This is a genomic window from Halomonas sp. HNIBRBA4712 (genome assembly GCF_043558675.1).
Classification (GTDB): Bacteria; Pseudomonadota; Gammaproteobacteria; order Pseudomonadales; family Halomonadaceae; genus Vreelandella.
Map to the genome: position 1 here is coordinate 387,553 of NZ_JBIFXR010000002.1, position 22,634 is coordinate 410,186.

Sequence of the window (22,634 nt, forward strand, 5' to 3'; positions counted from 1 at the left end):
CGGCTAGCGACACTATAGCGCTTTTGCCTCAGCAAATCCGACAGTTGCAGAAAGCGCGCAAAACAGGGCGATAACGCCCTGACACCATCGTAGAGATGACCCGGGGCAGGTATTATGCCTATCATGAGGCATAACCAGAAGCAAACGACCGTTTAGTATTAAGTCCGTGTTTTTATAAGGCACGGCACGAACGAGAATAAGGAGAGACCGTGGAAAACCCAGAGCGCGATGTGATGGAAATGGATGTGGTCATCGTTGGCGCCGGCCCTTCGGGCCTGGCGGCGGCGTGTCGTCTCATGCAGCAGGCTAACGACGCCGAACAGGAGCTGAGCGTGTGCGTCGTGGAGAAAGGCTCCGAAGTCGGCGCGCACATCCTCTCCGGCGCCGTGCTGGAGCCGCGCGCCCTTAACGAGCTGTTCCCGGACTGGCAGGAGCGCGGCGCCCCGCTCAACACGCCCGCCACCCGCGACGATCTCTACCTTTTGAAGGATAGCGAGAACGCGCGCAAGCTGCCCCACGCGCTGGTGCCGAAAACCATGCACAACACCGGCGGCGACCAGACCCGCTACGTGATCAGCGCGGGCAATCTGTGTCGCTGGCTCGCCGAGCAGGCCGAGGCGCTCGGCGTCGAGATTTTCCCGGGCTTTGCCGCCCAGGACGTGATCATCGAAGACGGCGCGGTGCGCGGTATTCTGATCGGCGACATGGGCGTGGCCGCCGACGGCACGCCCAAGGATGGCCATATGCCGGGCATGGAGCTTCGCGCCAAATACACCCTGTTCGCCGAAGGCTCCCGCGGGCATCTGGGCAAACGGTTGATTCGCGAGTTCTCTCTCGATGAGGGTCGCGACCCGCAGCACTACGGCATCGGTTTGAAAGAACTCTGGGACGTGCCTGCGGACAAGCACGAGCCGGGCCTGGTGGTCCACGGCTCCGGCTGGCCGCTTGACAGCGACACTCACGGCGGCTGGTTTCTCTACCACGCCGAAAACCAGCAGGTGGTGGTCGGCCTGATCATGGATTTGGGTTACAAGAACCCCTGGCTTTCGCCCTTCGACGAGTTCCAGCGCATGAAGCACCACCCGGTACTGCGCCAGTACCTGGAAGGTGGCAAGCGCGTCGCCTACGGCGCCCGCGCCATCACCAAGGGCGGCTTCAACTGCCTGCCGAAGATGACCTTCCCCGGCGGGCTCTTGATCGGCTGCGACGCGGGAACGCTCAACTTCGCCAAGATCAAGGGCATCCACACCGCGATGAAGTCGGGCCTGGTGGCCGCCGAAAGCGTGTTCGAGGCGATCAAGAGCGGCGACGAAGGCGGCGCGGAGCTTGAAAGCTTCACTGCAAAGTGGGAGTCGAGCTGGGCGTATCAGGAGCTCAAGGAGAACGCGAACTTTGGCCCGGCGATGCACAAGTACGGCAACGTCGGCGGCGGCGCGTACAACTTCGTCAATCAGCTCATTGGCAACAAACTGCCCAGGCTTCACGACACCACCACCGACCACGGCGCACTAAAGCCCGCTGCCGAGTTCGAGAAGATCGACTACCCCAAACCCGACGGCAAGCTCTCTTTCGACAAGCCCTCCTCGGTGTTTCTCTCCAACACCAACCACGAGGAGGATCAGCCCTGCCATTTGAAACTCGAGGATCCGTCGATCCCGATCGAGCACAACCTGCCGAAGTACGCCGAGCCCGCTCAGCGTTACTGCCCCGCCGGGGTGTATGAAGTGGTAGAGGATGAGCAGGGCAAGCCGCGCTTTCAGATCAATTTCCAGAACTGCGTGCACTGCAAGACCTGCGATATCAAGGACCCGGCCCAGAACATCGCCTGGGTGGCGCCGGAAGGCGGCGGCGGGCCCAACTATCCCAATATGTAAAGGCCCGTTCGAACCTGCCGGTCCCGCTCAGGCGAGCCTGGCGGGTTCGACCAGGGTGATCGGCGCGCGCCGGGCGATCAGCCGGCGCCGACCGGCACTGGTAAAGCGCACGTCGATCACCGGATCCGCCGGGTTACCCTCCACCGCGGCTACTTCGCCCTCACCGAACACCTCATGCACGAGCCGCTGCCCGGGATAAAACTCGGCCGCTGCCTCGACCCGCCCGGTGCCACCCGCCGATGAGCGAACGACGATCTCCTCACGCCCCAAACGGGCCAGATAACGTTCGACCAGCGCTTTCGAGGCCACCTCGAGCGGGGCCGCGGGCGCGTGCGGCTCATCGAGCGCCTGGGCCACGCGCAGGCTATCCGCCCATCCACTTTCACCAATGAAGCGGCTCGGGCGATGTACGCCGCCATCGTGCAGCAGCAAGAGCCGTTCCCGGGCGCGGGTGATCGCCACGTAGAAAAGACGACGCTCCTCTTCCAGCCGCGCATCGGAAAGCGGATTGTCGCGACTGTAGTGGGGGAAATCCTCCTCGTTCACCCCGGCCACGATCACCAGCGGCCACTCGAGCCCCTTGGCGCCGTGCACCGTGCTGATCAGCACGCCATCGGCCTGACTCTCCACCGGCCGCTCCAGAAGCTCGATGAAGGCGTCCGGGTCCTGCACGCTTTGTGCCTGCTCGATCAGCACATCCAGAAGGCGCACGTCCTCCTCGCCCTTGTCGCGCCGGGTCGCGGCGCGCTTGAGCGTCTTTTCCGCATCGATGGTGGTCACCACGTGCTGCAAGAGCCTGGCCGGCGACCAGTGGCCGAGCGTGGGCAGATCACACAGCAGCGCCCAGCGCTTTTTGAGCGTGCGCTGCTGAATCGGCTTGAGCGTCGCCAGCAGCGGGTCGCCGCGCTCGGGAAACGCCTGGCTCGTAGCCAGCCGCTGGGCGAGCCGGGCAAGGCGCTCGCGGGCAACGAAAGGCGTCGGCTGGGCGAGCAACAGCATAAGATGGTCCGGGTCCTGCAACAGCGCAGGCTGACGCGAGAGTTTGAGATAGCCCGCCAGCGCCTGCACCAGCGGCAGACGAAACACGAAGCGGTCCTCGCGGGCAAGACGAAAGCCGATCCCCGCCTGCAACAGCGCCAGCTGAAACGGCACCGACAGCGCCCAGCTGCGCACCAAAAGGCTCACCTCACCAAGCGAGCGCCCCGCATCCTGCCACTGCCCGAGCGCATCGAGCAGCGGCCGATTCCCTTGGCCTGCGTCGATACGCGTTGGCGCATTGGTGGGCGCCGCCAGGCAGAGCTGGTCGGGCCGGCGGGCGTTGTGCATGATCATTTGGTTGGCGGTCAGCGCCAGCGCGTGGCCGTGACGAAAGGTGGTCGAAAGCGGATAGTCGGTCGCCGCGCCGAAGGTAGCGGTGAAGTCGTCGAGCATGGTGTCCGGCCGGGCGCCGCGCCACTCGTAGATACACTGGTTGGCATCGCCCACAGCCATCACACTCGCCGACTCACCGGCCAGCACTTTCAGAAGCCGCTGCTGGGCGGTATTGATGTCCTGGTACTCGTCGATGATGACGTGATCGAGAAAACCCTCGACTCTTGATCTGAGCGAAGCGTCCGCTTCCAGCGCCAAAAGCGGGCGGTAGAGCAGATCCGCATAGGTCATTACGCCGTTTTCCCGTAAAAGCCGCTCCGCCTCGGCGAACGCCTCGGGAAAGTAGTCGCTCGCCTCATCGAGATTCATACGCTCGAAAAGCGCCTGGGGCGTGCACAGATCCGCCTTCACCAGGCCGCAAAAGTGCGCCAGCGTCTCCAGTCGGTCGGCCTCGAGCGCCGCCTCACGACGCTCGCTCTGATCCGCCAGCACGTTGAGGCTCGCCTGGCGCAGAAGCCGCTCGAGCTGCCACTCCGCCGAGAGCAGCTGGCGCGGCTCGAGCGCGCCCCAGCGACTCAGGCTCTGGGTCAAACGGTGGCCGAGGGAGTGAAAGGTGCGCACATCCGGAAGTATCTGACCGGCGGGCGCCATGCTCGAGAGCCGGCGCTGAAAATCCTCGCGGGCGGAGCGGTTGAACATCAACACCAGTATGCGCTTGGGGGCCACGCCGCTTTGCAAAAGATGCAGCACCCGGGCGGCCATGGTGGTGGTCTTGCCGGCACCGGCAACCGCCGCCACCCGCGCGTGGCCGCCGGGGTGATGGATCACCGCGCTCTGTTCTGACGTCAGCTTCACGGCGTCTCGCGATCAAGTGTGTCGGCGTCGAGCTCGCCGAGCAAAAAGCGCTCACCGGCACTTTCAAGCCACAGCCGCTGGATCGCGCCGCTCTCTTCGAGCACGGCCTCGTCGACCAGACGGTAGTAAACGTTGCGGTGAAGCCGCGCAGAAAGACCAAAGCGCACGGGAACTTCCGGCATCGGCTCGCCGCTTGGAGCCTCGCTCAAGGTCATCGGGTGCTCGGCATCAAGTCGCACCACGTCGTCGAACTGGGTCGTGAAGTGCCAGGCGCCCTCGCGAAAATCCGCCTCGACGATCACGAAGGGCCGATCCTCGACGGTGACGCGCCAGCGCTCGACCGGCGTCACCAGGCACACCCCCTCGTCGAAGCGGCGTAGAAGCGTGGCGAGCAGGTGCGGGATTTCCGGGCGGGCAAAGGACTCGCCTTCGTGCAGCCAGCGCCCGTCCGCGCACAGGACGATGTCGATATCGCCGCTGAGCGCGGGGTGCCACTGATCCACCGGCGCGGGGCGAGCGGTGCCGGGCTGATGCGTGAGCAGTCGATCGATATTCATGGCGTTTCACCGCATGGTTGGAAGCATGGCGCCGTGAGGTGCGCCTGCTACGAGTATAGCCGGGGCGCGCGTCAGGCCAGACCCGCCTGGGCCAGCGCCTGCTTCACGTGAGCTGGCGCGTCGGGCACGGCGCCGCGAAACAGCCGAAAGAAGTTGGCGGTGGTCTGCATGGCGACCTCGTCGACGCTGATCCCGCGCTCGGCGGCGATGCACTCGGCGACTTCCACGACCCAGGCGGGCTGGTTGGGCTTGCCGCGGTGCGGCACAGGGGCGAGATAGGGGCTGTCGGTTTCGATCAACAGTCGATCCAGCGGTAGCGCCCGAGCGAGTTCCCTGAGCGAGGCGGCGCTGGCGAAGGTGATGATCCCGGAAAGCGAAATATAGAACCCCAGCCGAATCGCCTCGCGCGCCATGTCAATATCTTCCGTGAAGCAGTGCAGCACCCCGGCGACGCGAGGGTCGGTATGTTCGCGCAGAAGCGCCAGGGTTTTCTCTTTCGCTTCGCGGGTGTGCACCACCACGGGCAGCTCGAGCTCGGTGGCGGCGATCAAATGACGCTTGAAGCGCTCGCGCTGAACGTCAACGCTCACCCGGTCGCGGTAATGATGGTCGAGCCCGGTTTCACCGATCGCCACCGCGCCGTACTGTTCGGCGGCCTCCTTGATCGCCTCGACGCTGGGCTCGTGTTCGATTTCTGCCAGCGGATGCAGCCCGGCGGAGATCGCCACGTCCTGATGGCGGCGGGAAAGCGCCGCCAGGCCGGGAAGATCCTCGAGGGTCACCGCGATGGCCAGAAACTGGCTGACACGGGCCGCGCGGGCGGCTTCAAGCGTGGCATCGACGTCGCCATCAAAGGTGCGTTCGGAAAGGCGATCCAGATGACAGTGCGAATCAACAAACATTCGGGCCTCGGTAGATAAAGGCAAAACGGTTCAAGCGAGCTAGAGGGTAAAAGACTCGGGGGCACTATCGAGCTGGCCGGCCAGCAGTGTCTCGATCTTGTCGCGCACGGGAAAGTCCTGATGGCCAAAATGCACGCCGATACCCGGCATGCGCCGCCCGCTGACACCGGCGGGCGACACCCAGACCACGTGCCCGGTGACGCTGAGCCGCTCGGATTCGCCGGGCAGCGTCAGCAGCAGGTTCACCACTTCGCCCAGGCGGTAAAAGGCTTCGACGGGCACGAACATGCCGCCGCGCTCGAGATGGGGCATGTAGGCGGCCAGCAGCGTGGGAACATCCGGCACCGTGAGCGAAAGAGCTTTTTGAGCGGTCATTCAACACCTCGTGCAGTTTCTCGAGTACCGGCCGTGGGCTTCTCAGGAGCGCAACAGCGCCGACCAGCGCACCAACCACGTCTCGAGCATCAGCTGCGCATTGGGATTGGCCCCGACCGCGAGAAGCCTTCGCTGCTCGCGGGCGTAATCCAGCAGGCGAAACCAGTCCTGTACCCGGGCGTTCTTGACCGCCTGACGGTACAGGGGTTCGAGATCCGGATTATGCAGCGCGGTGGTCTGGCCGGTCAGGCCGAGTCGAATCAGATCCTCGAGCCAGGCGATACCGTACCATAAAATGGCGTCGATCATCTGGCGGTCCAGCCGCGCGGCTTCCGCTACCGGCTCGGCGCCGCGCACCAGCTGCTCGAAGCTGTCGTGAATCTGGTGGCGCAGGGCGCGCTCCTCGGGTGCTGCGAGCTCCACCGCCAGCAATGGAAGCCCCCCGGAGACCTGCCACCAGAAAAGCGCCTCGTCACCGCCGAGCCGCTCGGTCAAGAAGCCCTGACACTGCTCGAAGGGCACGCTCGGCAGCGTCCACTGCTGACAGCGCGAGCGAATGGTCGGCAGCATTCGCGACGGCACGTCCGAAAGCAGAATGAACAGCGTGCGCTCGCCAGGCTCCTCCAGACTCTTGAGCAGCGCGTTGGCGGCGGCGTTGTTCATCGCCTCCGCCGGGCTGATCACGATCACCCGGTAGCCGCCCTGCTGCGCGGTCTGGTGAACGAAGCGGTTGACCTCGCGAATCGGGTCGATGCGAATCTGGCGTTTGCCCTCCTCGAGCGAGATCCGCATCAAATCCGGGTGATACCCCGAGGCGAGCATGCTGCAGCCATGGCAGTGGCCGCAGGCCTGATCACCAGGCTCGAGGCAGAGCGTGCGCGCCACCAGCGCATCGGCGAGCTGCTGCTTGCCGACCCCGTGGGCGCCGCTCAATAAAAGCGCATGAGGCATGCGCCCCTCATCGGCCAGGCGCGTAAATTGCGCCCAGACACCTCGATGCCAGGGCAGAAGGTCCGCTAGCGCCATGGCGCCACCCGCTCACTGAGCACCTGCTCGAGCACTTGCTGCACCTGATCCAGGGGCCTGGCCGCATCGATCACGGCAAAGCGCTCGGGCTCGGCCTTTGCCCGCTCGAGATAGGCGCCGCGCACGGCGCTGAAAAATGCCGCCTGCTCGCGCTCGAAGCGGTCCAGGTGCGTATTCTGCGTTCGCATTCGCCCTGCCAGCCGCTCGGCGGAGGCCTCCGGCGGCATGTCGAGCAACAGCGTCAGATCCGGCGCCAGCCCTTTCTGGACGAAGCGCTCGAGGGTCGCGATACGCGCGGGGTCGATCCCGCGCCCGCCGCCCTGGTAGGCGAAGGTGGCGTCGGTAAAGCGGTCACACACCACCCAGGCACCGCGGGAGAGCGCCGGCTCGATCTTCTCGGCCAGATGCTGGGCGCGGGCGGCGAACATTAAAAGAAGCTCCGCGTCGGTGTCGAGCGGCTCATCGAACGTCGTTGCCAGCAGCAGCGCGCGAATCGACTCGGCGAGCGGCGTGCCGCCGGGCTCGCGGGTGCGCACCACCTCCAGGCCTTGCGCCTCGAGCCAGCCGGCAACGAAGGCGACGTTGGTGGATTTGCCCACTCCTTCGCCCCCTTCCAGGGTGATAAAGCGACCGCGCTGGGGCATTGATACCTCGTTGACAAAGCGGGCGGCACCGGGCTCGGCGCCGACCCGTTACTGGTTGCGAATGTAGCGGTTGACGGCGTTGTTGTGCTCGCGCAGCGTGCGCGAAAAGTGGTGGGTGCCATCGCCCTTCGAGACGAAGTAGAGCGTATCGCCGGGCAGCGGCTTGACCGCCGCTTCGAGCGAGGCTTCCCCCGGCATGGCGATCGGCGTCGGCGGCATGCCGTCGATCACGTAGGTATTGTAAGGCGTGGCCTCGCGCAGATCGGCGTAGGTAATGCGCCCATCGTAGCGCTCGCCCATGCCGTAGATCACGGTCGGGTCGGTTTGCAGACGCATACCCTGCTCCATGCGCCGCTTGAACACGCCGGCGATCTCGCGCCGCTCTTCCGGGGCCCCGGTTTCGCGCTCGATCAACGAGGCCATGATCAGCGCCTCGTAAGGCGTTTCGATGGTCAGGTCATCGTCGCGCTGTGCCCACACCTCGTCGAGAATGCGCTCCATGCGGGTAAGCGACTGGCGCAGGATATCGACATCGCTCATTCCCAGGTGATAGCGGTAGGTATCCGGGAAAAACCACCCTTCCGGATACGTGTCCTCGCGGCCAAGCAGCCCCATGACCTCCGCGTCGCTAATGCCGGCGGTCACGTTGTCGAGCTTTTCGGCGCTATCGAGTCGCGCGCGCATCTGCGCGAAGGTCCAGCCCTCGGGAATGGTCAGCGCGTAGGTGACCACGTCGTTGCTGCCGAGAAGACGCATGACGTCGAGCGCGCTCATCTCCGGGGTGATGCGATACTCGCCAACGCGAAGACGCGGCACCTCTTGTGGCGAGACCCGCGCCAGCAGCCGCAGCGGCCAGCTCTCTTCGATCACTCCGCGCTCGTCGAGCTCGGCCACGGCCTGGTTGAAGCCGGCGCCCGGCGCCACGTAGTAGAGCGTCGGTTCGTCGATGGGCACCGGCGCGTTCAGCCGGCTCTGCCAGTAAACGTAGCCGCCCGCCGCCGCGGCGGCGCCAAGCACGGCCAGTAGCAGCAGCGCAAACCCCAATCGTTTCAGCATGTCACTCGGTGCCTCATGTCAAAATCGTGGCGCTAACGCGGCGCCTGCGGGTATCCGAGCAGGCCGTGGGCCTGACGCATCAGCGCATCATCAAACGTCCGGGGCCAGCGCGCCAGCGTCTCGCCAGTAGCGCTTTTGAGGGTGTGCACCGGCCAGACGCCCTGAACCGAGTTGCCCACCCAGAGCGCGTCGACGCCGGGAAGTGCTGCCAGCGAAAGCTCGGATTCACCGATCACCCCGCGCTCCAGAAGCGCCTCGCGCAGGGTACCCGCCACGCCACAGCGGTCAAGACGCGGCGTCCAGAGCCGCCCTTCGGCGCGCCAGAAGACGTTCATGCTGACCGCCTCGATCAAAAAGCCTTCGCTATCGGCGAGCAGGCCCTCATGAATCATTGGGTCATCCCACTCCTGCCGGGCGAGCACGTTTTCGAGCCGGTTGAGGTGCTTGATGCCCGCCAGGCGCGGCTGGTGGCCAAGCCTTAGCTCGCATAGGCGAACGCAGGCGCCCTCTTGCCAACGCGCCTGGGCCGCGGTGAACGGTTTTCGCGAGACCAGCAGCCGCGGCTCGTGATCGGCGGGCGCACGGTACCCCTGGCCGCCGCTGCCGCGGGTCACGATCAGCTTGAGGATTTCGAGCCCTGCCGCAACATCCTGCTCGAAACCCTTCTCGAGCGAGGCAAGCGAAGGCATCGCAATGCCCAGCCGCTTGCAGCCCCGGGCAAGGCGCTTTACGTGGTAAGGCCACAGTAGCGGCTGTCCCGCGCGCAGCAGTACCGTTTCAAAAAGCCCATCGCCGTAAGCGAGCCCGCGGTCGTCACCGGGCACCTGCGCGGCGCTCATCGCGCTTATACCCGCGTGAACAGCAGCGAGCCGTTGGTACCGCCAAAACCAAAGGAGTTGGAGAGCGTAGTATCGATACGCATGTCGCGCGCAGTGTGGGGGACGTAATCCAGATTACAGCCGGGCTGCGGGTTGTCCAGATTAATCGTCGGCGGCGCTACCTGATCGCGAATCGCCAGAATACAGAACACCGCTTCGACCGCGCCCGCCGCGCCGAGCAGATGGCCGATCATCGACTTGGTCGAACTGACCGCAACGTTTTTGGCGCCGTCGCCAATCACCCGCTCGATCGCACGACTCTCGGCGAGATCACCCGCGGCGGTCGAGGTGCCGTGAGCGTTGATGTAATCGACCTTTTTTGGGTCGATACCGGCATCCTTGATCGCGTTGCTCATGGCAAGCCCCGCGCCGCTGCCATCTTCAGGAGGCGCAGTCATGTGGAAGGCGTCATCGCTCATGCCAAAGCCTGCAAGCTCGGCATAGATATGCGCCCCGCGCGCTTTGGCGTGTTCGTACTCCTCGAGTACCAGCACACCGGCGCCATCGGAAAGCACGAAGCCGTCGCGGTCCACGTCCCAGGGGCGGCTCGCCGCCTGGGGGTCGTCGTTACGCGTGGAGAGCGCCCGCGCCGCCGAGAACCCGCCAAGACCCAGCGGCGTGGTCGCCATTTCGGCGCCGCCGCAGATCATGACGTCGGCGTCGCCGTAGGCGATGGTGCGCGCGCTGTAGCCGATGTTATGGGTGCCGCTGGTACAGGCCGTGGTGATCGCAATATTCGGCCCCTTGAAGCCGTGCTGAATCGCCATGTTGCCGGAGATCATGTTGATGATCGAGCCGGGCACGAAAAACGGCGATACGCGCCGCGCGCCGCCCTTGTTGAGCGCGTTGTGGTTCTGCTCGATCATCGGCAGCCCGCCGATACCGGAGCCGATCGCCACGCCGATGCGCGCGGCGTTCTCCTCGGTACACTCGATGCCGGCGTCGCTGATCGCCTGCCCGCCCGCGGCCATACCGTACTGGATGAACAGATCCATCTTGCGGGCATCCTTGGGGTTCAGGTAGCCGCTGATGTCGAAATCCTTCACCGACCCGCCAAAGCGAGTATTGAAGCTGCTGGCATCGAAATGCTCGATCGGCGCGATACCACTCTTGCCGGCCACGATGTTGGCCCAGGACTGCTCGACCGTATTCCCTACCGGCGTCACCAGCCCCAATCCGGTTACCACTACTCTTCTGCGCGCCATCAGCTCTCCTCCCGGCATCCTTGGTACAAGACCCTACGGCCATTGCGGTAAAAATTTCGCCTAGTATACCGGAGATTGCCGGGGGAATTCACTCGGCGACGGGCACAAAAAAGCCGCCCCGGTGTGGGGCGGCTTTTTTGCCTCGGGGGCTAACACCACCCGATGCGTAACGTCGACAAACCCTTACTGGTGGGCGTTGACGTAGTCGATTGCTTCCTGAACGGTAGTGATCTTCTCGGCTTCTTCGTCGGGAATTTCGGTGTCGAATTCCTCTTCCAGCGCCATCACCAGCTCGACGGTGTCGAGTGAGTCGGCACCCAGGTCTTCGGTGAACGAGGAGCTGTTCTGGATGTCCTCTTCCTTGACGTTCAGGCGCTCGGCCACGACTTTTTTAACGCGCTCTTCAATAGTACTCATCAACGTACTCCAGTCATTCACAGTTAGCCGTTATTGATAATCAGCTATATCGGGAACCGCTAGCCAAAAGCTGCGGGTAGTTTATAGACGCCCCAGGGTCGACGCAACCGTCGAATCCAGGCCATCAACGCATATTCATGCCGCCGTTGACGTGTAGCGTTTCGCCGGTGATGTAGCCGGCAGCGTCGCTGGTCAAAAAGCCCACGGCGGCAGCGATCTCTTCGGGCCCGCCAAGACGCGCCAGCGGGATCTGCTTCAAAAGCGATTCGTGCTGCGCCTCGGGCAGCGCCTCGGTCATGTCGGTGGCGATGAACCCCGGCGCCACGGTATTGACGGTAATGGCGCGGGAGGCTACTTCGCGCGCCAGCGCGCGGCTGAAGCCTTCCATACCGGCCTTCGCCGCAGCATAGTTGCTCTGACCGAGATTGCCCATCGTGGCGACCACAGAGCTGATCGACACGATGCGCCCAAAGCGTGCCTTGGTCATACCGCGAAGGCAAGCTTTACTTACACGATAAACGGACTTGAGATTGGTATCCATGACGCTGTCCCACTCGTCCTCTTTCATGCGCATCAAGAGGTTATCGCGAGTGATACCGGCATTGTTGACCAGAATGGCCGGCGCGCCGAAGCGCTCAGCGATCTCTTTGAGCACCGCATCGATGCTTGCCTGATCGGTTACGTTCAGGCACAGACCAGCGCCTTCGAACCCCTGCTCCTTCAGGTAGGCGTCGATTTTCTCGGCACCGGATTCGCTGGTGGCAGTACCGATCACCACTCGCCCCTGGCGGCCCAGCTCGAACGCGATGGCGCGACCGATACCCCGACTGGCGCCGGTGATCAGCGCAACTCTACTTTCCTGACTCATAGCGCGTTACCTAAAACCGTTTGAAATATACCCAGTGTAGCGCCTAAGCGCCGTCGTCGGCCATCGCCTCACGGGCGAGTTCGAGCGCCTGGTCGAGGCTGTCCGGGTCGTTGACCGCCAGCCCCTTGCTACCGCGCACGATACGTTTGTTGAGCCCGGTAAGCACCTTGCCCGGGCCACACTCGATGAACACGCTCGCACCCTGCTCGGCCATCTTCTCGACGCAGGCCGACCAGCGCACCGGCTGGTAGAGCTGCTCGATCAGACGGGTACGCAGTGTGTCGACATCGGCGTGCGCCTGGGCGTCGACGTTCTGCACCACGGTGTAGCGCGGCGGGCGAAACTCGATGTCCTGCATGTAGTCCCGCAGGCGCTCGGCGGCCGGACGCATCAGCGCGCAGTGCGAAGGCACCGACACCGGTAGCGCCAGCGCGCGCTTGGCGCCAGCTTCCTGACAGGCGGCGATGGCGCGCTCGACCGCACTCCTGTTGCCGGCGATGACCACCTGACCGGGTGAGTTGTAATTGACGGCGGCCACCACGTCGCCACCGGCGACGCTTTGGCAGGCCTTTTCGACCGCCTCGTCCTCGAGCCCCAGCACCGCCGCCATGGCGCCCTCGCCTTCGGGCACGGCGTCCTGCATCGCCTCGCCGCGCAAGCGCACCAGGCGAACGCCTTCGGCAAACCCCATTACGCCGGCGCATATCATGGCGCTATATTCGCCCAGGCTATGGCCGGCCATGATGGCGGGCCTGGGGCCTTCGAGCTCCTGCCACACGCGCCAGATCGCCACGCTCGACGTCAGAAGCGCCGGCTGCGTGCAGGCGGTCTGGTTGAGCGCCTGGTCCGGACCATCCTGGACGATTTTCCAGAGATCGAAACCCAGCGCATCCGAGGCTTCCTCAAATGTCGTTCCCACCACACTGTAGCGCTCGGCCAGCTCGCGCAGCATACCCAGCTGCTGCGAACCCTGACCGGGAAACACGAGGGCAAGGGGTTGAGACATGTCGTTCACCTTTGCTCTTGTAGGCATTTGCTCGTTCGAGCATGAAAGCGGCGAAAGACCGCTTCACTATCGTTCAATGCAGAATTTTACTACCCCACCGTCGATATGCCTTGCCTTGTGAGCAGGCCCTCGATACGGGCGGGTAGACAATGCGCCACTTCGTGTAGCGCGCGTTCGATCGCGTAGTAAAAGCCCTCGGCATCGGTACTGCCGTGGCTTTTGACGACGCTTTGCTTGAGCCCCAAAAGGCTCGCCCCGTTATAGCGCACCGGATCAAGCTCGCGCTTGAGCTGGCGCAATAAAGGGCTGGCCAGCAGGCTTGCCAAACGTCCGCTCCAGCGCGATGTCAGCGCGGTTTGCAAACGCTCGGCCAGCATGCGGGTCAATCCTTCACTCGCCTTGAGGGTAACGTTACCCACAAAACCATCGCACACGATGACATCCAGCGCCCCCTGATAGATCTCATCGCCCTCGGCGTAGCCACAGTAATCGAAGCCGAGCATCCCGGCGCGCTCGGAAAGCCAGGCGTTGGCTTGGCGCACGCAGGCGGCCCCCTTCATCGCTTCGCTACCCACGTTCAAAAGCGCCACCCGCGGACGGGCAACGCCGTCCAGGCACTGGGCCATGGCCGCGCCCATCAAAGCGAAATCGACCAGCCTGGCCGTCGGCGAGTCGACGTTGGCGCCAAGGTCCAACAGATAGCAGCGTCTGCCTCGCCCGGAAGGGATCGAGGAGCTGATAGCCGGGCGCGAAAGCCCGCCCAAAAGTCCGATATCGCGCCGAGCAAGCGCCACTAGCGCCGCCGTATTGCCAGCGCTAACGCCGCCGCTCGCCTGCCCGTTGGCTACCAGATCAAGCATCGCCGCCATGCTGGTGGCGTGCCCGTGACGAAGCGCCCAGGCCGCGGTGGCCTCCGGGCGGACCCAATCCGGCGAATCACGAACCACCAAACGTGACGTTGCCGCAGCCAGGGGCCGCGGCAAGCGCTTCAACTCGGCCGTCAACAGCCGAGAAGGGCCAAACAGAACCAGTTCCAGGTCAGGGCGTTCAATCACCGCTCGGGCAGCGCCTTCGAGGACAACGCGGGGGCCTTGGTCGCTGCCCATCGCATCAATCGCCAAACGCACGTGAACCGGCTCTGTTTTGCCGTTCAAGAAGGCGTGAGGTTTATACCTCGACCACCTTGCGACCGCGGTAGAAACCGTCGGGAGCAACGTGATGACGCAGATGCGTGGTGCCGGTTTCCTTGTCCTGGGACAGGGTCGGCGCCGTCAGGGCATCGTGGCTACGACGCATGCCGCGCTTGGAACGAGTTTTACGACTTTTTTGAACTGCCATGAGTAGTACTCCAAATAGAGTGGGTAAGGGTTGCTTACTTCTTACCGTCGGATGAATCCTTTCCTTTCAAGGCACTAAGCACCGCGAAAGGGTTCGATCGAGGTGCGGACTCCTCGGCCGCGCCGTCTGTCCTGCTGACCAGCTGGTCCGACGACACCAGGCAATCCGCCTCGTCGTGGTAAACCACCTGCGGCAAGCTGAGGATGAGTTCATCCTCGATTACCGTCAAAAGGTCCAGCTGTTCGCCTTCCACCAGCACCGGTTCGTGACTGGCGGGAAGCTCGGAGGCCAGCGCCTCGTCGGCGATCATCCCCAGGAGGAAATCGCTCGAGACGTCCTGACTCATCGGCGCCAGACAGCGGCGGCACGCAAGCGACAACGTTGCGCTCAGATGGCCACGAATTTCACGACGACCCTGGGCATCGATACCAAACTCGAGCGATGCGTAGCATTCGCCGGTTTGCTCGCCTGCCTCTTCGACCAGCCGCGCCATTTTATCAAGCGCCACGTGGCCTTCGAGTCGTTCGTTGCGGGCGGCAAGCTTATAAGGCTCGACCCGGCTGGGGAGTTGTGAGGTCAACATAGGCGCGCAATGATAGGCACTCCCCCCGCCCCTGTCAAAGCCGTGCGGGCTTTTCTTCAACGTTTTTATGGGTCGAAGCGGCAATTTATCGCCTGACTACACGCTTCAGGGTGATTCCGGGTCCGCCGCTTATCTCCCATGAGGCACGGATGAGCCGCGTATCTTGCCACGGGGCTACCCTAATGCGCTGATTTTAACTACTGTTTAGACAACTTACTGTTTAGACAACTGCCGATAAAAGGAGAATGCAGTGCCCGAAGTCGCCAACGCCCCGCTGGTCCTTGCCTCGAGCTCGCGCTTTCGCAAGGCGCTTCTCGACCGCCTGGCGCTACCCTACCAGTGTCACTCGCCGGATATCGACGAAACCCCGCAGCCGGGGGAAACGCCGGAGGCGCTGGTGCGCCGGCTGGCGCTCTCCAAGGCCGAGGCCGTCGCCGAAGCGTACCCCGAACACCTGATCATCGGCTCGGATCAGATCGCGCTGTTCGAGGGCGAAATACTGGGCAAGCCGCATACGCCACAGCGCGCTCGCGCCAACCTGGCGCGCTTCTCCGGCAACCGGGTGCGCTTTCTGGTCGGCCTGGCGCTCGTCGATACCCGCAGCGGCGAGCGCGAGGTCGTCATCGAGCCCTTCGACGTGGTCTTTCGCACGCTTGACGATGACGACATCGCGCGCTACGTCGAGCGCGAGCAGCCGCTGGATAGCGCCGGCAGCTTCCGTATGGAAGGACTCGGCATCGCGCTGTTCGAATCGCTCGAAGGGCGCGACCCCAATGCGCTGATTGGCTTACCGCTGATCGCGCTGTGCGAACTCTTACGCAAGGCGGGCATGGACCCTCTCGGCGAAACGCCTCAGCGCGCCTGAAAGCGCAGCGGCGAGCGGGTGGTTTCGATGCCCAGAAGCTCGGCGGCCGCCCCGGTGAAACGCCGGGTCAGGCGCTCGAACGGGTCCAGCCGCGGAGTGTAATCCTGCCAGGCGGCTTCATCGACCTGGGCCCGGGCGACCTGCTCGAGATTGCCCAGCTCATCGATCAGCCCAAGCTCGATCGCCTGCTCGCCGCTCCAGATCAGCCCGGAGAAAAGCTCGTCGCTCTCCACCAGCCGGTCGCCACGCCCAGCGCGGACGTCATTGATGAACTGCTCGTGGGTCTGGTTCAACACGCCCTGCCAGAACGCAGCGATCTCCTCGTTGAGCGGCTGAAACGGATCCAGAAACGCCTTGTTCTCCCCGGCAGTCATCACCCGGCGCTCGACGCCGAGATCACTGATCGCCTCCTGAAAGCCAAACCCTGCGTAGATCACGCCAATGGAGCCGACCAGACTCGCCGGCGAGGCCACGATTTCATCCGCCGCCGAGGCGATGTAGTAAGCGCCGCTAGCGCCGATATCCTCGATCACGGCGATGATGGGTTTGTCGCCCTGCTCACGCAGGCGCATGATTTCGGCGTAGACGCGCTGAGACTGCACCGGGCTTCCGCCGGGGCTATCGATATGCAGCACCACTGCGGCGGCGCTGTCTGCCTCCCAGGCGCGGTCGAGCCCTGCAATGATGCGCTCGGCGTTCGCCGGCGCGTCGCTGGCGATCACGCCGTGTACCTCGACCAACGCCAGGTGGCGCTTGGCCGGCGCGCCGCTACCGGGCTCGGCCACAAAGGCGCGATAGAACACATACCCCACCAGGGCCAGCACCAGCGCCAGCATCAGAAGACGAAAGAAGAGCTTCCAGCGCCGGCTGCGGCGCTGCTCGGTGAGCACGCCGCCGATCCAGCGATCCATCATCTCGATCTGGGCAAGGCGCTGGCGCTCTCTTAGCGTCTCGCCGGTATCGCCGGGCATGCCGGCCAGGGCTTCCTCGCGCTCACCTTTTTTCACCTCCGGCCCCCGGGCCCAACGATCCTCGCGATCATTGGGCGTGTCGGTCTGGGCGTCCAGGCGGCGGCGCGGCGACTCAAAGCGTCCTTCGTCGTTACTCATGGCGTCTTCCTGCTAGCAAGGTGATGAGGCCGGCAAGCGCTAGGCGCTTTCGAGCCAGCTAAAAAGATCTGCCACGCTGTGCGCCACCCATCTGGGGTCACTTTGGCGCAGCCTGGCCGGAGTGTGCACGCCGTAGGTCACGCCGACGCGATCCATGCCGATGGCCCGGGCCATCTCCAGGTCGTACTCGGTATCGCCCACCATCACGGCATTCGAAACATCGACCTCGAGCTCGGCGAGCAGCTCCTCGAGCATCTGCGGATGCGGCTTGGAACGGGTTTCGTCCGCGGTGCGGCTGGCGTGAAACAGCGCGCCGCTGTCGGTTTCACGAAATATGCGATCGAGCCCGCGGCGGCTCTTGCCGGTGGCCACCGCCAGACGCTGACCGGGGCGGGCTCTGAGCCGCGAAAGCCCGTTCAAAGCGCCGTCGAAAAACGGCATCGGCGTGGTGTTTTCGACCACGAAGTGGTGCGAGTAGCGCTGGCGCAGCGTCTCTGCCCGCGCCGGGTCGATCCCCGGGCAGAGGGTCGCGATCGCCTCGGGCAGCCCCAGGCCGATGATGTTCTCGATCGCACCGACCTCAAGCTCCTCCCACTCGGCTTCTCGAGCGGCGGCCTGCATACAGGCGACGATTTTCGGCACCGAATTCATCAGCGTGCCGTCCCAGTCGAAAATGATTAGTTCGTAGCGCACGATCGCTCCTTGCTTGACTAGCTGATTACTTGCGGGCGCGGGCGAGCGCGGCTTCGAGCGCTTCAGGCAGCGGCGCCTTCACCGTGACCGGGCGGCCGTTGCCGGGCTCGGGAAAGGTCAGCGCGCGGGCGTGCAAGAAAAGCCGCTCGACGCCGAGCTGGCGCGACATGTAGCCGCTTTCACGGGTCGCGTACTTGTCGTCGCCGAGCAGCGCGTGGCCGGCGTGGGCGGCATGTACGCGAATCTGGTGGGTACGCCCGGTCACCGGCTCCGCCTCGATCAGCGTTGCCTTCTCGAAGGTTTCCAGCACCTGAAAATGGGTGCGGGAGACCTTGCCGTTGGGGTCGACCCGCACTCGGCGCTCGCCGTTGCCGGCGTCATAGCGATCCAGCCGCGCGCTGACGTAGGTCTTGCGCGCCGGCCAGCGCCCGCTGACCAGCGCCACGTAGCGCTTGTCCATGGCGTGCTTCTTGAGCGACTCGTTGAGCGTGACCAGCGCCTCGCGGGATTTGGCGAGCAGCAAGCAGCCCGAGGTGTCGCGGTCGAGCCGGTGAACCAGCTCGAGAAAATTCAGATCGTCACGTACCTGGCGCAGCGCCTCGATCAGCCCGATCTTCACCCCGCTACCGCCGTGAACCGCAAGGCCTGATGGCTTGTTCAGCACCAGCCAGTCCGGGCCTTCCATGATCACGCTGCCGAGCAACAGATCGCGCAGGCTGTCGCTTACTTCCTTTTGCGCCTCGCGCGGGCTCAGGCGAAGCGGCGGTACGCGCACCAGGTCGCCCGGGGCGAGTCGGTAATCCACCTTGATGCGCTTTTTATTGACTCGCACCTCGCCCTTTCGCACGATGCGATAGATCAAGGCGCGAGGCGCGCCTTTCAAACGGGTCATCAAAAAGTTGTCGATTCGCTGACCCGCCTGCTCCGGGGCGATCTCCACCCACTGCACTTCACGCCCTTCGGCCATCGCCGCACGCTCCTGATCCATTGTCACTCGACTATCGTCACACTGCTCTGTTGAAGCGCCCCATTCTAACGTAGTGCCCGAGCCAATGCGTCAATTGCTGGCGCCAGGCTTACCTGTTATATTCCGAATGGCTCATTGGCAGGGTGTGATCCACGGCCGAGCTCGCTCGATAAACGCCGCGGTTATCGCCTTATAAGCGCTCTCACCCCTGCCCTAGCGCCTGCCCGACCAACACGCAGGCCCGAGCGAAGGTTCGATGGAATAGTGTACGCATTACCCATGACCGGATGTGAGAAATGAAGGAGCCCTACCGCTTGAGTGCGGTAGCGTCTGCGGCCTGGCCAAGTGGGCCACCGTGCAAGAGATACTACGTAACGCTCCGGAATCGGGTTTCAGCTGTCACTGTGTTAGTGCATTGAAGCACCCGGCCGGGGTATTAGACTCAACGCCGTGCCGATACCGGCGTTGACGAATCGATGAATGCCAGGTGTCGGCGGTGTCAGCAGGGCCGGATGGACGCATACGCCACCGAAACATGTCCTGCCTCCGCCACGTACTCAACGCCCACCGGCCGCGCGGGCCACTCTGCCCCCGGCTCAATGCGTCCGCATAGCCATGCGCCGAGCACAAGCACGCAGCAAAAGCGATTCGTCGACGCCCCGCCTGATGGCAACTCGGCACATACGCTTTGCGAGACACCATGAAAAGAATGCTCATCAACGCAACCCAGCCCGAAGAGCTGCGGGTTGCGCTCGTCGACGGCCAACGCCTGTACGATCTGGATATCGAATCCGGCGCTCGGGAGCAGAAAAAAGCCAACATCTATCGAGGCAAGATCACCCGGGTAGAGCCCTCGCTCGAGGCCGCCTTCGTCGACTTCGGCGCCGAGCGCCACGGCTTTTTGCCGCTCAAGGAGATCTCACGGGAGTACTTCCTCAAGGATGTCTCCGGTCGTCCCAGCATCAAGGAAGTGCTGAAAGAGGGTCAGGAAGTCATCGTTCAGGTGGATAAAGAGGAGCGCGGCAACAAGGGTGCGGCGCTCACCACCTTTATTAGCCTGGCCGGGCGTTTTCTGGTCCTGATGCCCAATAACCCGCGCGCCGGCGGCATTTCACGGCGCATCGAAGGCGACGATCGCAGCCAGCTCAAGGACGCGATGTCGCAGATGACGGTGCCGGACAAGATGGGCCTGATCGTGCGCACCGCCGGTATCGGCCGAAGCGCCGAGGAGCTGCAGTGGGATCTGGACTACCTCGCCCAGGTGTGGGAGTCGATCACCGCCGAAGCCAACAAGCGCCCCGCACCGTTTCTGGTCTACCGCGAATCCAACGTCATCATCCGCGCCATGCGCGACTACCTGCGCCAGGACATCGGCGAGGTACTGATCGACAGCCCCGAGGTCCACGCCGAGGCGCTGGCCTTCATTCGCCAGGTAATGCCGTCGTACCAGCAGAAGATCAAGCTCTATACCGACGAAGTGCCGCTGTTCTCGCGTTTCCAGATCGAATCACAGATCGAAACCGCTTACCAGCGTGAAGTGAAGCTGCCCTCGGGTGGCTCGATCGTGATCGACCACACCGAAGCGCTGGTGTCGATCGACATCAACTCGGCGCGCGCCACCCGCGGCAACGATATCGAAGAGACCGCGCTTCAAACCAACTCCGAAGCCGCCGACGAAATCGCTCGCCAGCTGCGTCTGCGCGATATCGGCGGCCTGGTGGTCATCGATTTCATCGACATGGGCCCGGCGCGCAACCAGCGTGAAGTCGAAAACCGCATGCGCGACGCGCTCAAGCTCGACCGCGCCCGCGTCCAGATCGGGCGTATTTCGCGCTTTGGCCTGATGGAGATGTCGCGCCAGCGTCTGCGCCCGTCGCTCGGCGAAACCAGCGGCGTGGTCTGCCCGCGCTGTAACGGCCAGGGCACCATTCGCGACGTGCGCTCGCTGTCGCTTTCGATCATGCGCCTGATCGAGGAAGAGGCGATGAAGGAGCGCAGCGCCCAGATTCGCGCCATTCTGCCGGTGCCCGTCGCCACCTACCTGCTCAACGAAAAGCGCAGCGTGTTGGCGGATATCGAAGCGCGCCAGGACGTGCGCGTGGTGCTGCTGCCCAACCCGGAGATGCACACTCCCCACTACGACGTGCAGCGCCTGCGTGCCGACCACCTCGACGAAGACGAGAGCCACACGCTCTCGAGCTATGAGCTTTCGACCGACACCGAGGTCGGCAAGGAGCCGGAGGCCAGCTTCGCCCCGCCCGCCAAGCGCGCGGAAGCCGCCGTCAAGACCGTCGCCCACGACGCGCCGGCGCCGGCGTCGCTGCAAACCGATACCCCCGCCAGCCCCGCGCCCGCTGAAAGCAGCGACACCGGCGTACTCGGCCGGCTGATTCGCGGCTTCGCGAAGCTCCTGGGCAGCGACGAAAGCGCCCCCGTCGAGCAGAAAAACGCCGACACCGCCCGCCGCAAAACGCCCGCCCAGAACGAGCGCGCCCGCCCGGTGCGTGAAAAACACAAGCCGAGCGCGCGCACGGAATCGAGCACCAGCGAGCGCGTCGACGCCTCCACGAAACCCCAGGACGACAGCGGTGACAAACGCAGCGGCCCCAACCGCACGCGCAACCGCCGCCGGGGCGGCGCCTCCAACGAGGCGAAAGCGAGCGAAGCGGCCAAACCCGCACGCCAGAGCGAGCGCGCAAGCGACGCTAATGACTCGAACCAGGCGCCGGCCAAGGGCCGAAACGATAACCGCCGCGACAAGCCGCGCGATACCCGGCCCAAAAACGAGAAGAGCGAGAAAAACGAACAGAACCGCGCCCCTAAAGAGCCCGAGGCTCGGCCGGAGAGCAAGCCCGAGGTAAACGCCGAGGCGAAAAACGAGGCCAGCGCGGACGCCTCCAGGCAAGCGCCGAAGGATGACGGTAAGCCCAAGCGCACCCGTAACAACCCGCGCAACCGCTCGCGCAAGCAGGCGATCAACCCGAAAGCCGAAGCCGAGCAGCTCGCGCTGCAGGCCGAAGCCGCGAAGGCACCGCCCGCTGCCGAAAGCGCCGAGGCTGCTGCCAGCGTCGAGAGCGCGCCGGCAAACGCTGATACTCAGCGCGACGCGACATCGCTCGAGCAGACCCCGGCCGCCGACGCCGCGGTAGCGAAGAAACCGGTCGACAACGCCTCAGCGCCCGAGTCGACACCGACAACACCTGACGAGCCCGTTGCCGAGAAGCCTGAGCCGAGTGCTGACACCGCTGACGAGAAAGCGCCTGACGAACAGGCTCGTAAGGTCGAGCCGACGAAGCCCGCCGACGCCGAGCCCCGCGCAGCATCAGCCTCAAAGGCCGACGCTGATACCGCTCAGGCGCCTTTCGAAGCAACCGCCCCGGTCAAGGCGCCGCCCGCTCCGACAGAGCCCGAGCAAGCGGCTGACGCTACCACGGCGAAGACCGAGGAGCCAAAAGCCGATAAGCAGGTGCCCGCCGAGCAGACTGACGCCGCCAGCGAGCAAGCGCTTGAGCAGCCAAAGGCCGATGCTACCGAGCAGCCTGTCACTTCTGGCGAAAAAGCGCCCGAACCGCCGAAGACCGACAAGGCAGCGGCCAACGAGCAGCCTGTCGCTTCCGAGCGAAAAGCGCCGGAGCCGCCGAAAGCCGGTAAGTCCGAAGCCATCGAGCAGCCTGTCACTTCCGAGCAAAAAGCACCGGAGCAGCCGAAAGTCGACAAGGCCGAAGCCGCCGAGCAGCCCCACGCTCTGAAGGAGAAGGCCTCAGAGTCGCCGCAGCCGGCTCCCAGCGATGCACCCGCCGCTATCCCGGTAGAGAGCGAGTCGAGCACGGCACCGCAGGAGAAGGTCGAAAACGTCGTCGAACCTGCGCCGGCGACCGCACCTGCCGACAAGGCTGACGCCGACGAAACCGCCAAAGCGGCGGATGCGCCCAATGCCGAGGAGCCGACAACGCCCGCTCCGAGACGCCGCCGCCGGGCCCACAACGACCCGCGCGAAAAGCGCAAGCAAAACAGCAGCGGTCAGGTATAAGCCGCGCTCATGAAA

At 64.4% G+C, this 22,634-nt stretch carries 21 protein-coding genes; 3 read left to right on the forward strand and 18 right to left on the reverse strand.

Annotated features, from left to right (window positions below; translation table 11 throughout):
* Nucleotides 1-209 precede the first annotated feature (209 nt).
* A complete protein-coding gene (locus tag ACGK9R_RS06205) occupies nucleotides 210-1,874 on the forward strand; it encodes an electron transfer flavoprotein-ubiquinone oxidoreductase (RefSeq protein WP_394579345.1) in 1,665 nt (554 codons plus the stop codon).
* Between the two features lie 27 nt (nucleotides 1,875-1,901).
* Here ACGK9R_RS06205 and ACGK9R_RS06210 read toward each other — a convergent pair whose 3' ends face one another.
* The 15 genes from ACGK9R_RS06210 to ACGK9R_RS06280 form a co-directional block, all read right to left on the reverse strand.
* Nucleotides 1,902-4,100, reverse strand: coding sequence for an ATP-dependent helicase (locus ACGK9R_RS06210; protein WP_394579346.1), 2,199 nt, complete (start codon nucleotides 4,098-4,100; stop codon nucleotides 1,902-1,904).
* Nucleotides 4,097-4,657: a DUF1285 domain-containing protein gene (locus ACGK9R_RS06215; RefSeq protein WP_394579348.1), complete on the reverse strand. Its 561-nt coding sequence runs from the start codon at nucleotides 4,655-4,657 to the stop codon at nucleotides 4,097-4,099. The genes ACGK9R_RS06210 and ACGK9R_RS06215 overlap by 4 nt, the downstream gene beginning before the upstream one ends.
* 71 nt (nucleotides 4,658-4,728) lie before the next feature.
* Nucleotides 4,729-5,559, reverse strand: coding sequence for a TatD family hydrolase (locus tag ACGK9R_RS06220; protein WP_394579350.1), 831 nt, complete (start codon nucleotides 5,557-5,559; stop codon nucleotides 4,729-4,731).
* Nucleotides 5,560-5,598: 39 nt separating this feature from the next.
* On the reverse strand, nucleotides 5,599-5,934 hold the full coding sequence (locus ACGK9R_RS06225) for a PilZ domain-containing protein (RefSeq protein WP_394579352.1): 336 nt from the start codon (nucleotides 5,932-5,934) through the stop codon (nucleotides 5,599-5,601).
* A gap of 42 nt (nucleotides 5,935-5,976) precedes the next feature.
* Nucleotides 5,977-6,960: a DNA polymerase III subunit delta' gene (locus ACGK9R_RS06230; protein WP_394579354.1), complete on the reverse strand. Its 984-nt coding sequence runs from the start codon at nucleotides 6,958-6,960 to the stop codon at nucleotides 5,977-5,979.
* Nucleotides 6,951-7,604 (reverse strand): dTMP kinase, encoded by a 654-nt coding sequence (tmk, locus tag ACGK9R_RS06235; RefSeq protein WP_394579355.1) that lies wholly within the window; start codon nucleotides 7,602-7,604, stop codon nucleotides 6,951-6,953. The genes ACGK9R_RS06230 and tmk overlap by 10 nt, the downstream gene beginning before the upstream one ends.
* Before the next feature lie 48 nt (nucleotides 7,605-7,652).
* On the reverse strand, nucleotides 7,653-8,660 hold the full coding sequence (mltG, locus tag ACGK9R_RS06240) for an endolytic transglycosylase MltG (protein WP_394579357.1): 1,008 nt from the start codon (nucleotides 8,658-8,660) through the stop codon (nucleotides 7,653-7,655).
* Between the two features lie 32 nt (nucleotides 8,661-8,692).
* Nucleotides 8,693-9,499, reverse strand: coding sequence for an aminodeoxychorismate lyase (gene pabC / locus ACGK9R_RS06245; protein ID WP_394579359.1), 807 nt, complete (start codon nucleotides 9,497-9,499; stop codon nucleotides 8,693-8,695).
* 5 nt (nucleotides 9,500-9,504) lie between these two features.
* Nucleotides 9,505-10,743, reverse strand: coding sequence for a beta-ketoacyl-ACP synthase II (gene fabF, locus ACGK9R_RS06250; protein ID WP_394579361.1), 1,239 nt, complete (start codon nucleotides 10,741-10,743; stop codon nucleotides 9,505-9,507).
* Nucleotides 10,744-10,926: 183 nt separating this feature from the next.
* Nucleotides 10,927-11,160, reverse strand: coding sequence for an acyl carrier protein (acpP, locus tag ACGK9R_RS06255; protein WP_008956801.1), 234 nt, complete (start codon nucleotides 11,158-11,160; stop codon nucleotides 10,927-10,929).
* Nucleotides 11,161-11,284: 124 nt separating this feature from the next.
* Complete coding sequence (gene fabG / locus ACGK9R_RS06260; RefSeq protein WP_394579363.1) at nucleotides 11,285-12,028, reverse strand: 3-oxoacyl-ACP reductase FabG; 744 nt, start codon at nucleotides 12,026-12,028, stop codon at nucleotides 11,285-11,287.
* 43 nt (nucleotides 12,029-12,071) lie between these two features.
* On the reverse strand, nucleotides 12,072-13,034 hold the full coding sequence (gene fabD, locus ACGK9R_RS06265) for an ACP S-malonyltransferase (protein WP_394579365.1): 963 nt from the start codon (nucleotides 13,032-13,034) through the stop codon (nucleotides 12,072-12,074).
* A gap of 89 nt (nucleotides 13,035-13,123) precedes the next feature.
* Nucleotides 13,124-14,161, reverse strand: coding sequence for a phosphate acyltransferase PlsX (gene plsX / locus ACGK9R_RS06270; protein ID WP_394579367.1), 1,038 nt, complete (start codon nucleotides 14,159-14,161; stop codon nucleotides 13,124-13,126).
* 40 nt (nucleotides 14,162-14,201) lie between these two features.
* Nucleotides 14,202-14,372 (reverse strand): 50S ribosomal protein L32, encoded by a 171-nt coding sequence (gene rpmF, locus ACGK9R_RS06275; protein WP_394579369.1) that lies wholly within the window; start codon nucleotides 14,370-14,372, stop codon nucleotides 14,202-14,204.
* A gap of 34 nt (nucleotides 14,373-14,406) precedes the next feature.
* On the reverse strand, nucleotides 14,407-14,955 hold the full coding sequence (locus ACGK9R_RS06280; protein ID WP_394579371.1) for a YceD family protein: 549 nt from the start codon (nucleotides 14,953-14,955) through the stop codon (nucleotides 14,407-14,409).
* Between the two features lie 250 nt (nucleotides 14,956-15,205).
* Between ACGK9R_RS06280 and ACGK9R_RS06285 the strand changes: the two genes are divergently transcribed.
* Nucleotides 15,206-15,820 (forward strand): Maf family protein, encoded by a 615-nt coding sequence (locus tag ACGK9R_RS06285; RefSeq protein WP_394579373.1) that lies wholly within the window; start codon nucleotides 15,206-15,208, stop codon nucleotides 15,818-15,820.
* Here ACGK9R_RS06285 and sppA read toward each other — a convergent pair.
* The 3 genes from sppA to ACGK9R_RS06300 are packed head-to-tail and all read right to left on the reverse strand — an operon-like array spanning nucleotide 15,808 to nucleotide 18,589.
* The gene (gene sppA / locus ACGK9R_RS06290) at nucleotides 15,808-16,929 is read right to left on the reverse strand and encodes a signal peptide peptidase SppA (RefSeq protein WP_394579375.1); all 1,122 of its coding nucleotides are present in this window, start codon (nucleotides 16,927-16,929) and stop codon (nucleotides 15,808-15,810) included. The two genes, ACGK9R_RS06285 and sppA, sit on opposite strands and share 13 nt — an antisense overlap.
* A gap of 39 nt (nucleotides 16,930-16,968) precedes the next feature.
* Entirely contained in the window at nucleotides 16,969-17,622 is a 654-nt protein-coding gene (locus tag ACGK9R_RS06295; RefSeq protein ID WP_394579377.1) for an HAD family hydrolase, read from the reverse strand.
* A 25-nt stretch (nucleotides 17,623-17,647) separates the two neighbouring features.
* Entirely contained in the window at nucleotides 17,648-18,589 is a 942-nt protein-coding gene (locus ACGK9R_RS06300) for an RluA family pseudouridine synthase (RefSeq protein WP_394579736.1), read from the reverse strand.
* A 700-nt stretch (nucleotides 18,590-19,289) separates the two neighbouring features.
* On the opposite strand from ACGK9R_RS06300, the gene rne reads away from it, so the two are divergent.
* A complete protein-coding gene (gene rne / locus ACGK9R_RS06305) occupies nucleotides 19,290-22,619 on the forward strand; it encodes a ribonuclease E (protein ID WP_394579379.1) in 3,330 nt (1,109 codons plus the stop codon).
* Nucleotides 22,620-22,634 lie beyond the last annotated feature (15 nt).

What these genes read in the sequence shown, in the direction of transcription:
- ACGK9R_RS06230 (WP_394579354.1), bottom strand. Translation starts at nt 6,960, where the DNA reads ATGGCGCTAGCGGACCTTCTGCCCTGGCATCGAGGTGTCTGGGCGCAA.
- ACGK9R_RS06215 (WP_394579348.1), bottom strand. Translation starts at nt 4,657, where the DNA reads ATGAATATCGATCGACTGCTCACGCATCAGCCCGGCACCGCTCGCCCC.
- sppA (WP_394579375.1), bottom strand. Translation starts at nt 16,929, where the DNA reads ATGAGTAACGACGAAGGACGCTTTGAGTCGCCGCGCCGCCGCCTGGAC.
- acpP (WP_008956801.1), bottom strand. Translation starts at nt 11,160, where the DNA reads ATGAGTACTATTGAAGAGCGCGTTAAAAAAGTCGTGGCCGAGCGCCTG.
- rpmF (WP_394579369.1), bottom strand. Translation starts at nt 14,372, where the DNA reads ATGGCAGTTCAAAAAAGTCGTAAAACTCGTTCCAAGCGCGGCATGCGT.
- ACGK9R_RS06225 (WP_394579352.1), bottom strand. Translation starts at nt 5,934, where the DNA reads ATGACCGCTCAAAAAGCTCTTTCGCTCACGGTGCCGGATGTTCCCACG.
- fabG (WP_394579363.1), bottom strand. Translation starts at nt 12,028, where the DNA reads ATGAGTCAGGAAAGTAGAGTTGCGCTGATCACCGGCGCCAGTCGGGGT.
- fabD (WP_394579365.1), bottom strand. Translation starts at nt 13,034, where the DNA reads ATGTCTCAACCCCTTGCCCTCGTGTTTCCCGGTCAGGGTTCGCAGCAG.
- fabF (WP_394579361.1), bottom strand. Translation starts at nt 10,743, where the DNA reads ATGGCGCGCAGAAGAGTAGTGGTAACCGGATTGGGGCTGGTGACGCCG.
- ACGK9R_RS06300 (WP_394579736.1), bottom strand. Translation starts at nt 18,589, where the DNA reads ATGGCCGAAGGGCGTGAAGTGCAGTGGGTGGAGATCGCCCCGGAGCAG.
- mltG (WP_394579357.1), bottom strand. Translation starts at nt 8,660, where the DNA reads ATGCTGAAACGATTGGGGTTTGCGCTGCTGCTACTGGCCGTGCTTGGC.
- tmk (WP_394579355.1), bottom strand. Translation starts at nt 7,604, where the DNA reads ATGCCCCAGCGCGGTCGCTTTATCACCCTGGAAGGGGGCGAAGGAGTG.
- pabC (WP_394579359.1), bottom strand. Translation starts at nt 9,499, where the DNA reads ATGAGCGCCGCGCAGGTGCCCGGTGACGACCGCGGGCTCGCTTACGGC.
- ACGK9R_RS06220 (WP_394579350.1), bottom strand. Translation starts at nt 5,559, where the DNA reads ATGTTTGTTGATTCGCACTGTCATCTGGATCGCCTTTCCGAACGCACC.
- rne (WP_394579379.1), top strand. Translation starts at nt 19,290, where the DNA reads ATGAAAAGAATGCTCATCAACGCAACCCAGCCCGAAGAGCTGCGGGTT.
- ACGK9R_RS06280 (WP_394579371.1), bottom strand. Translation starts at nt 14,955, where the DNA reads ATGTTGACCTCACAACTCCCCAGCCGGGTCGAGCCTTATAAGCTTGCC.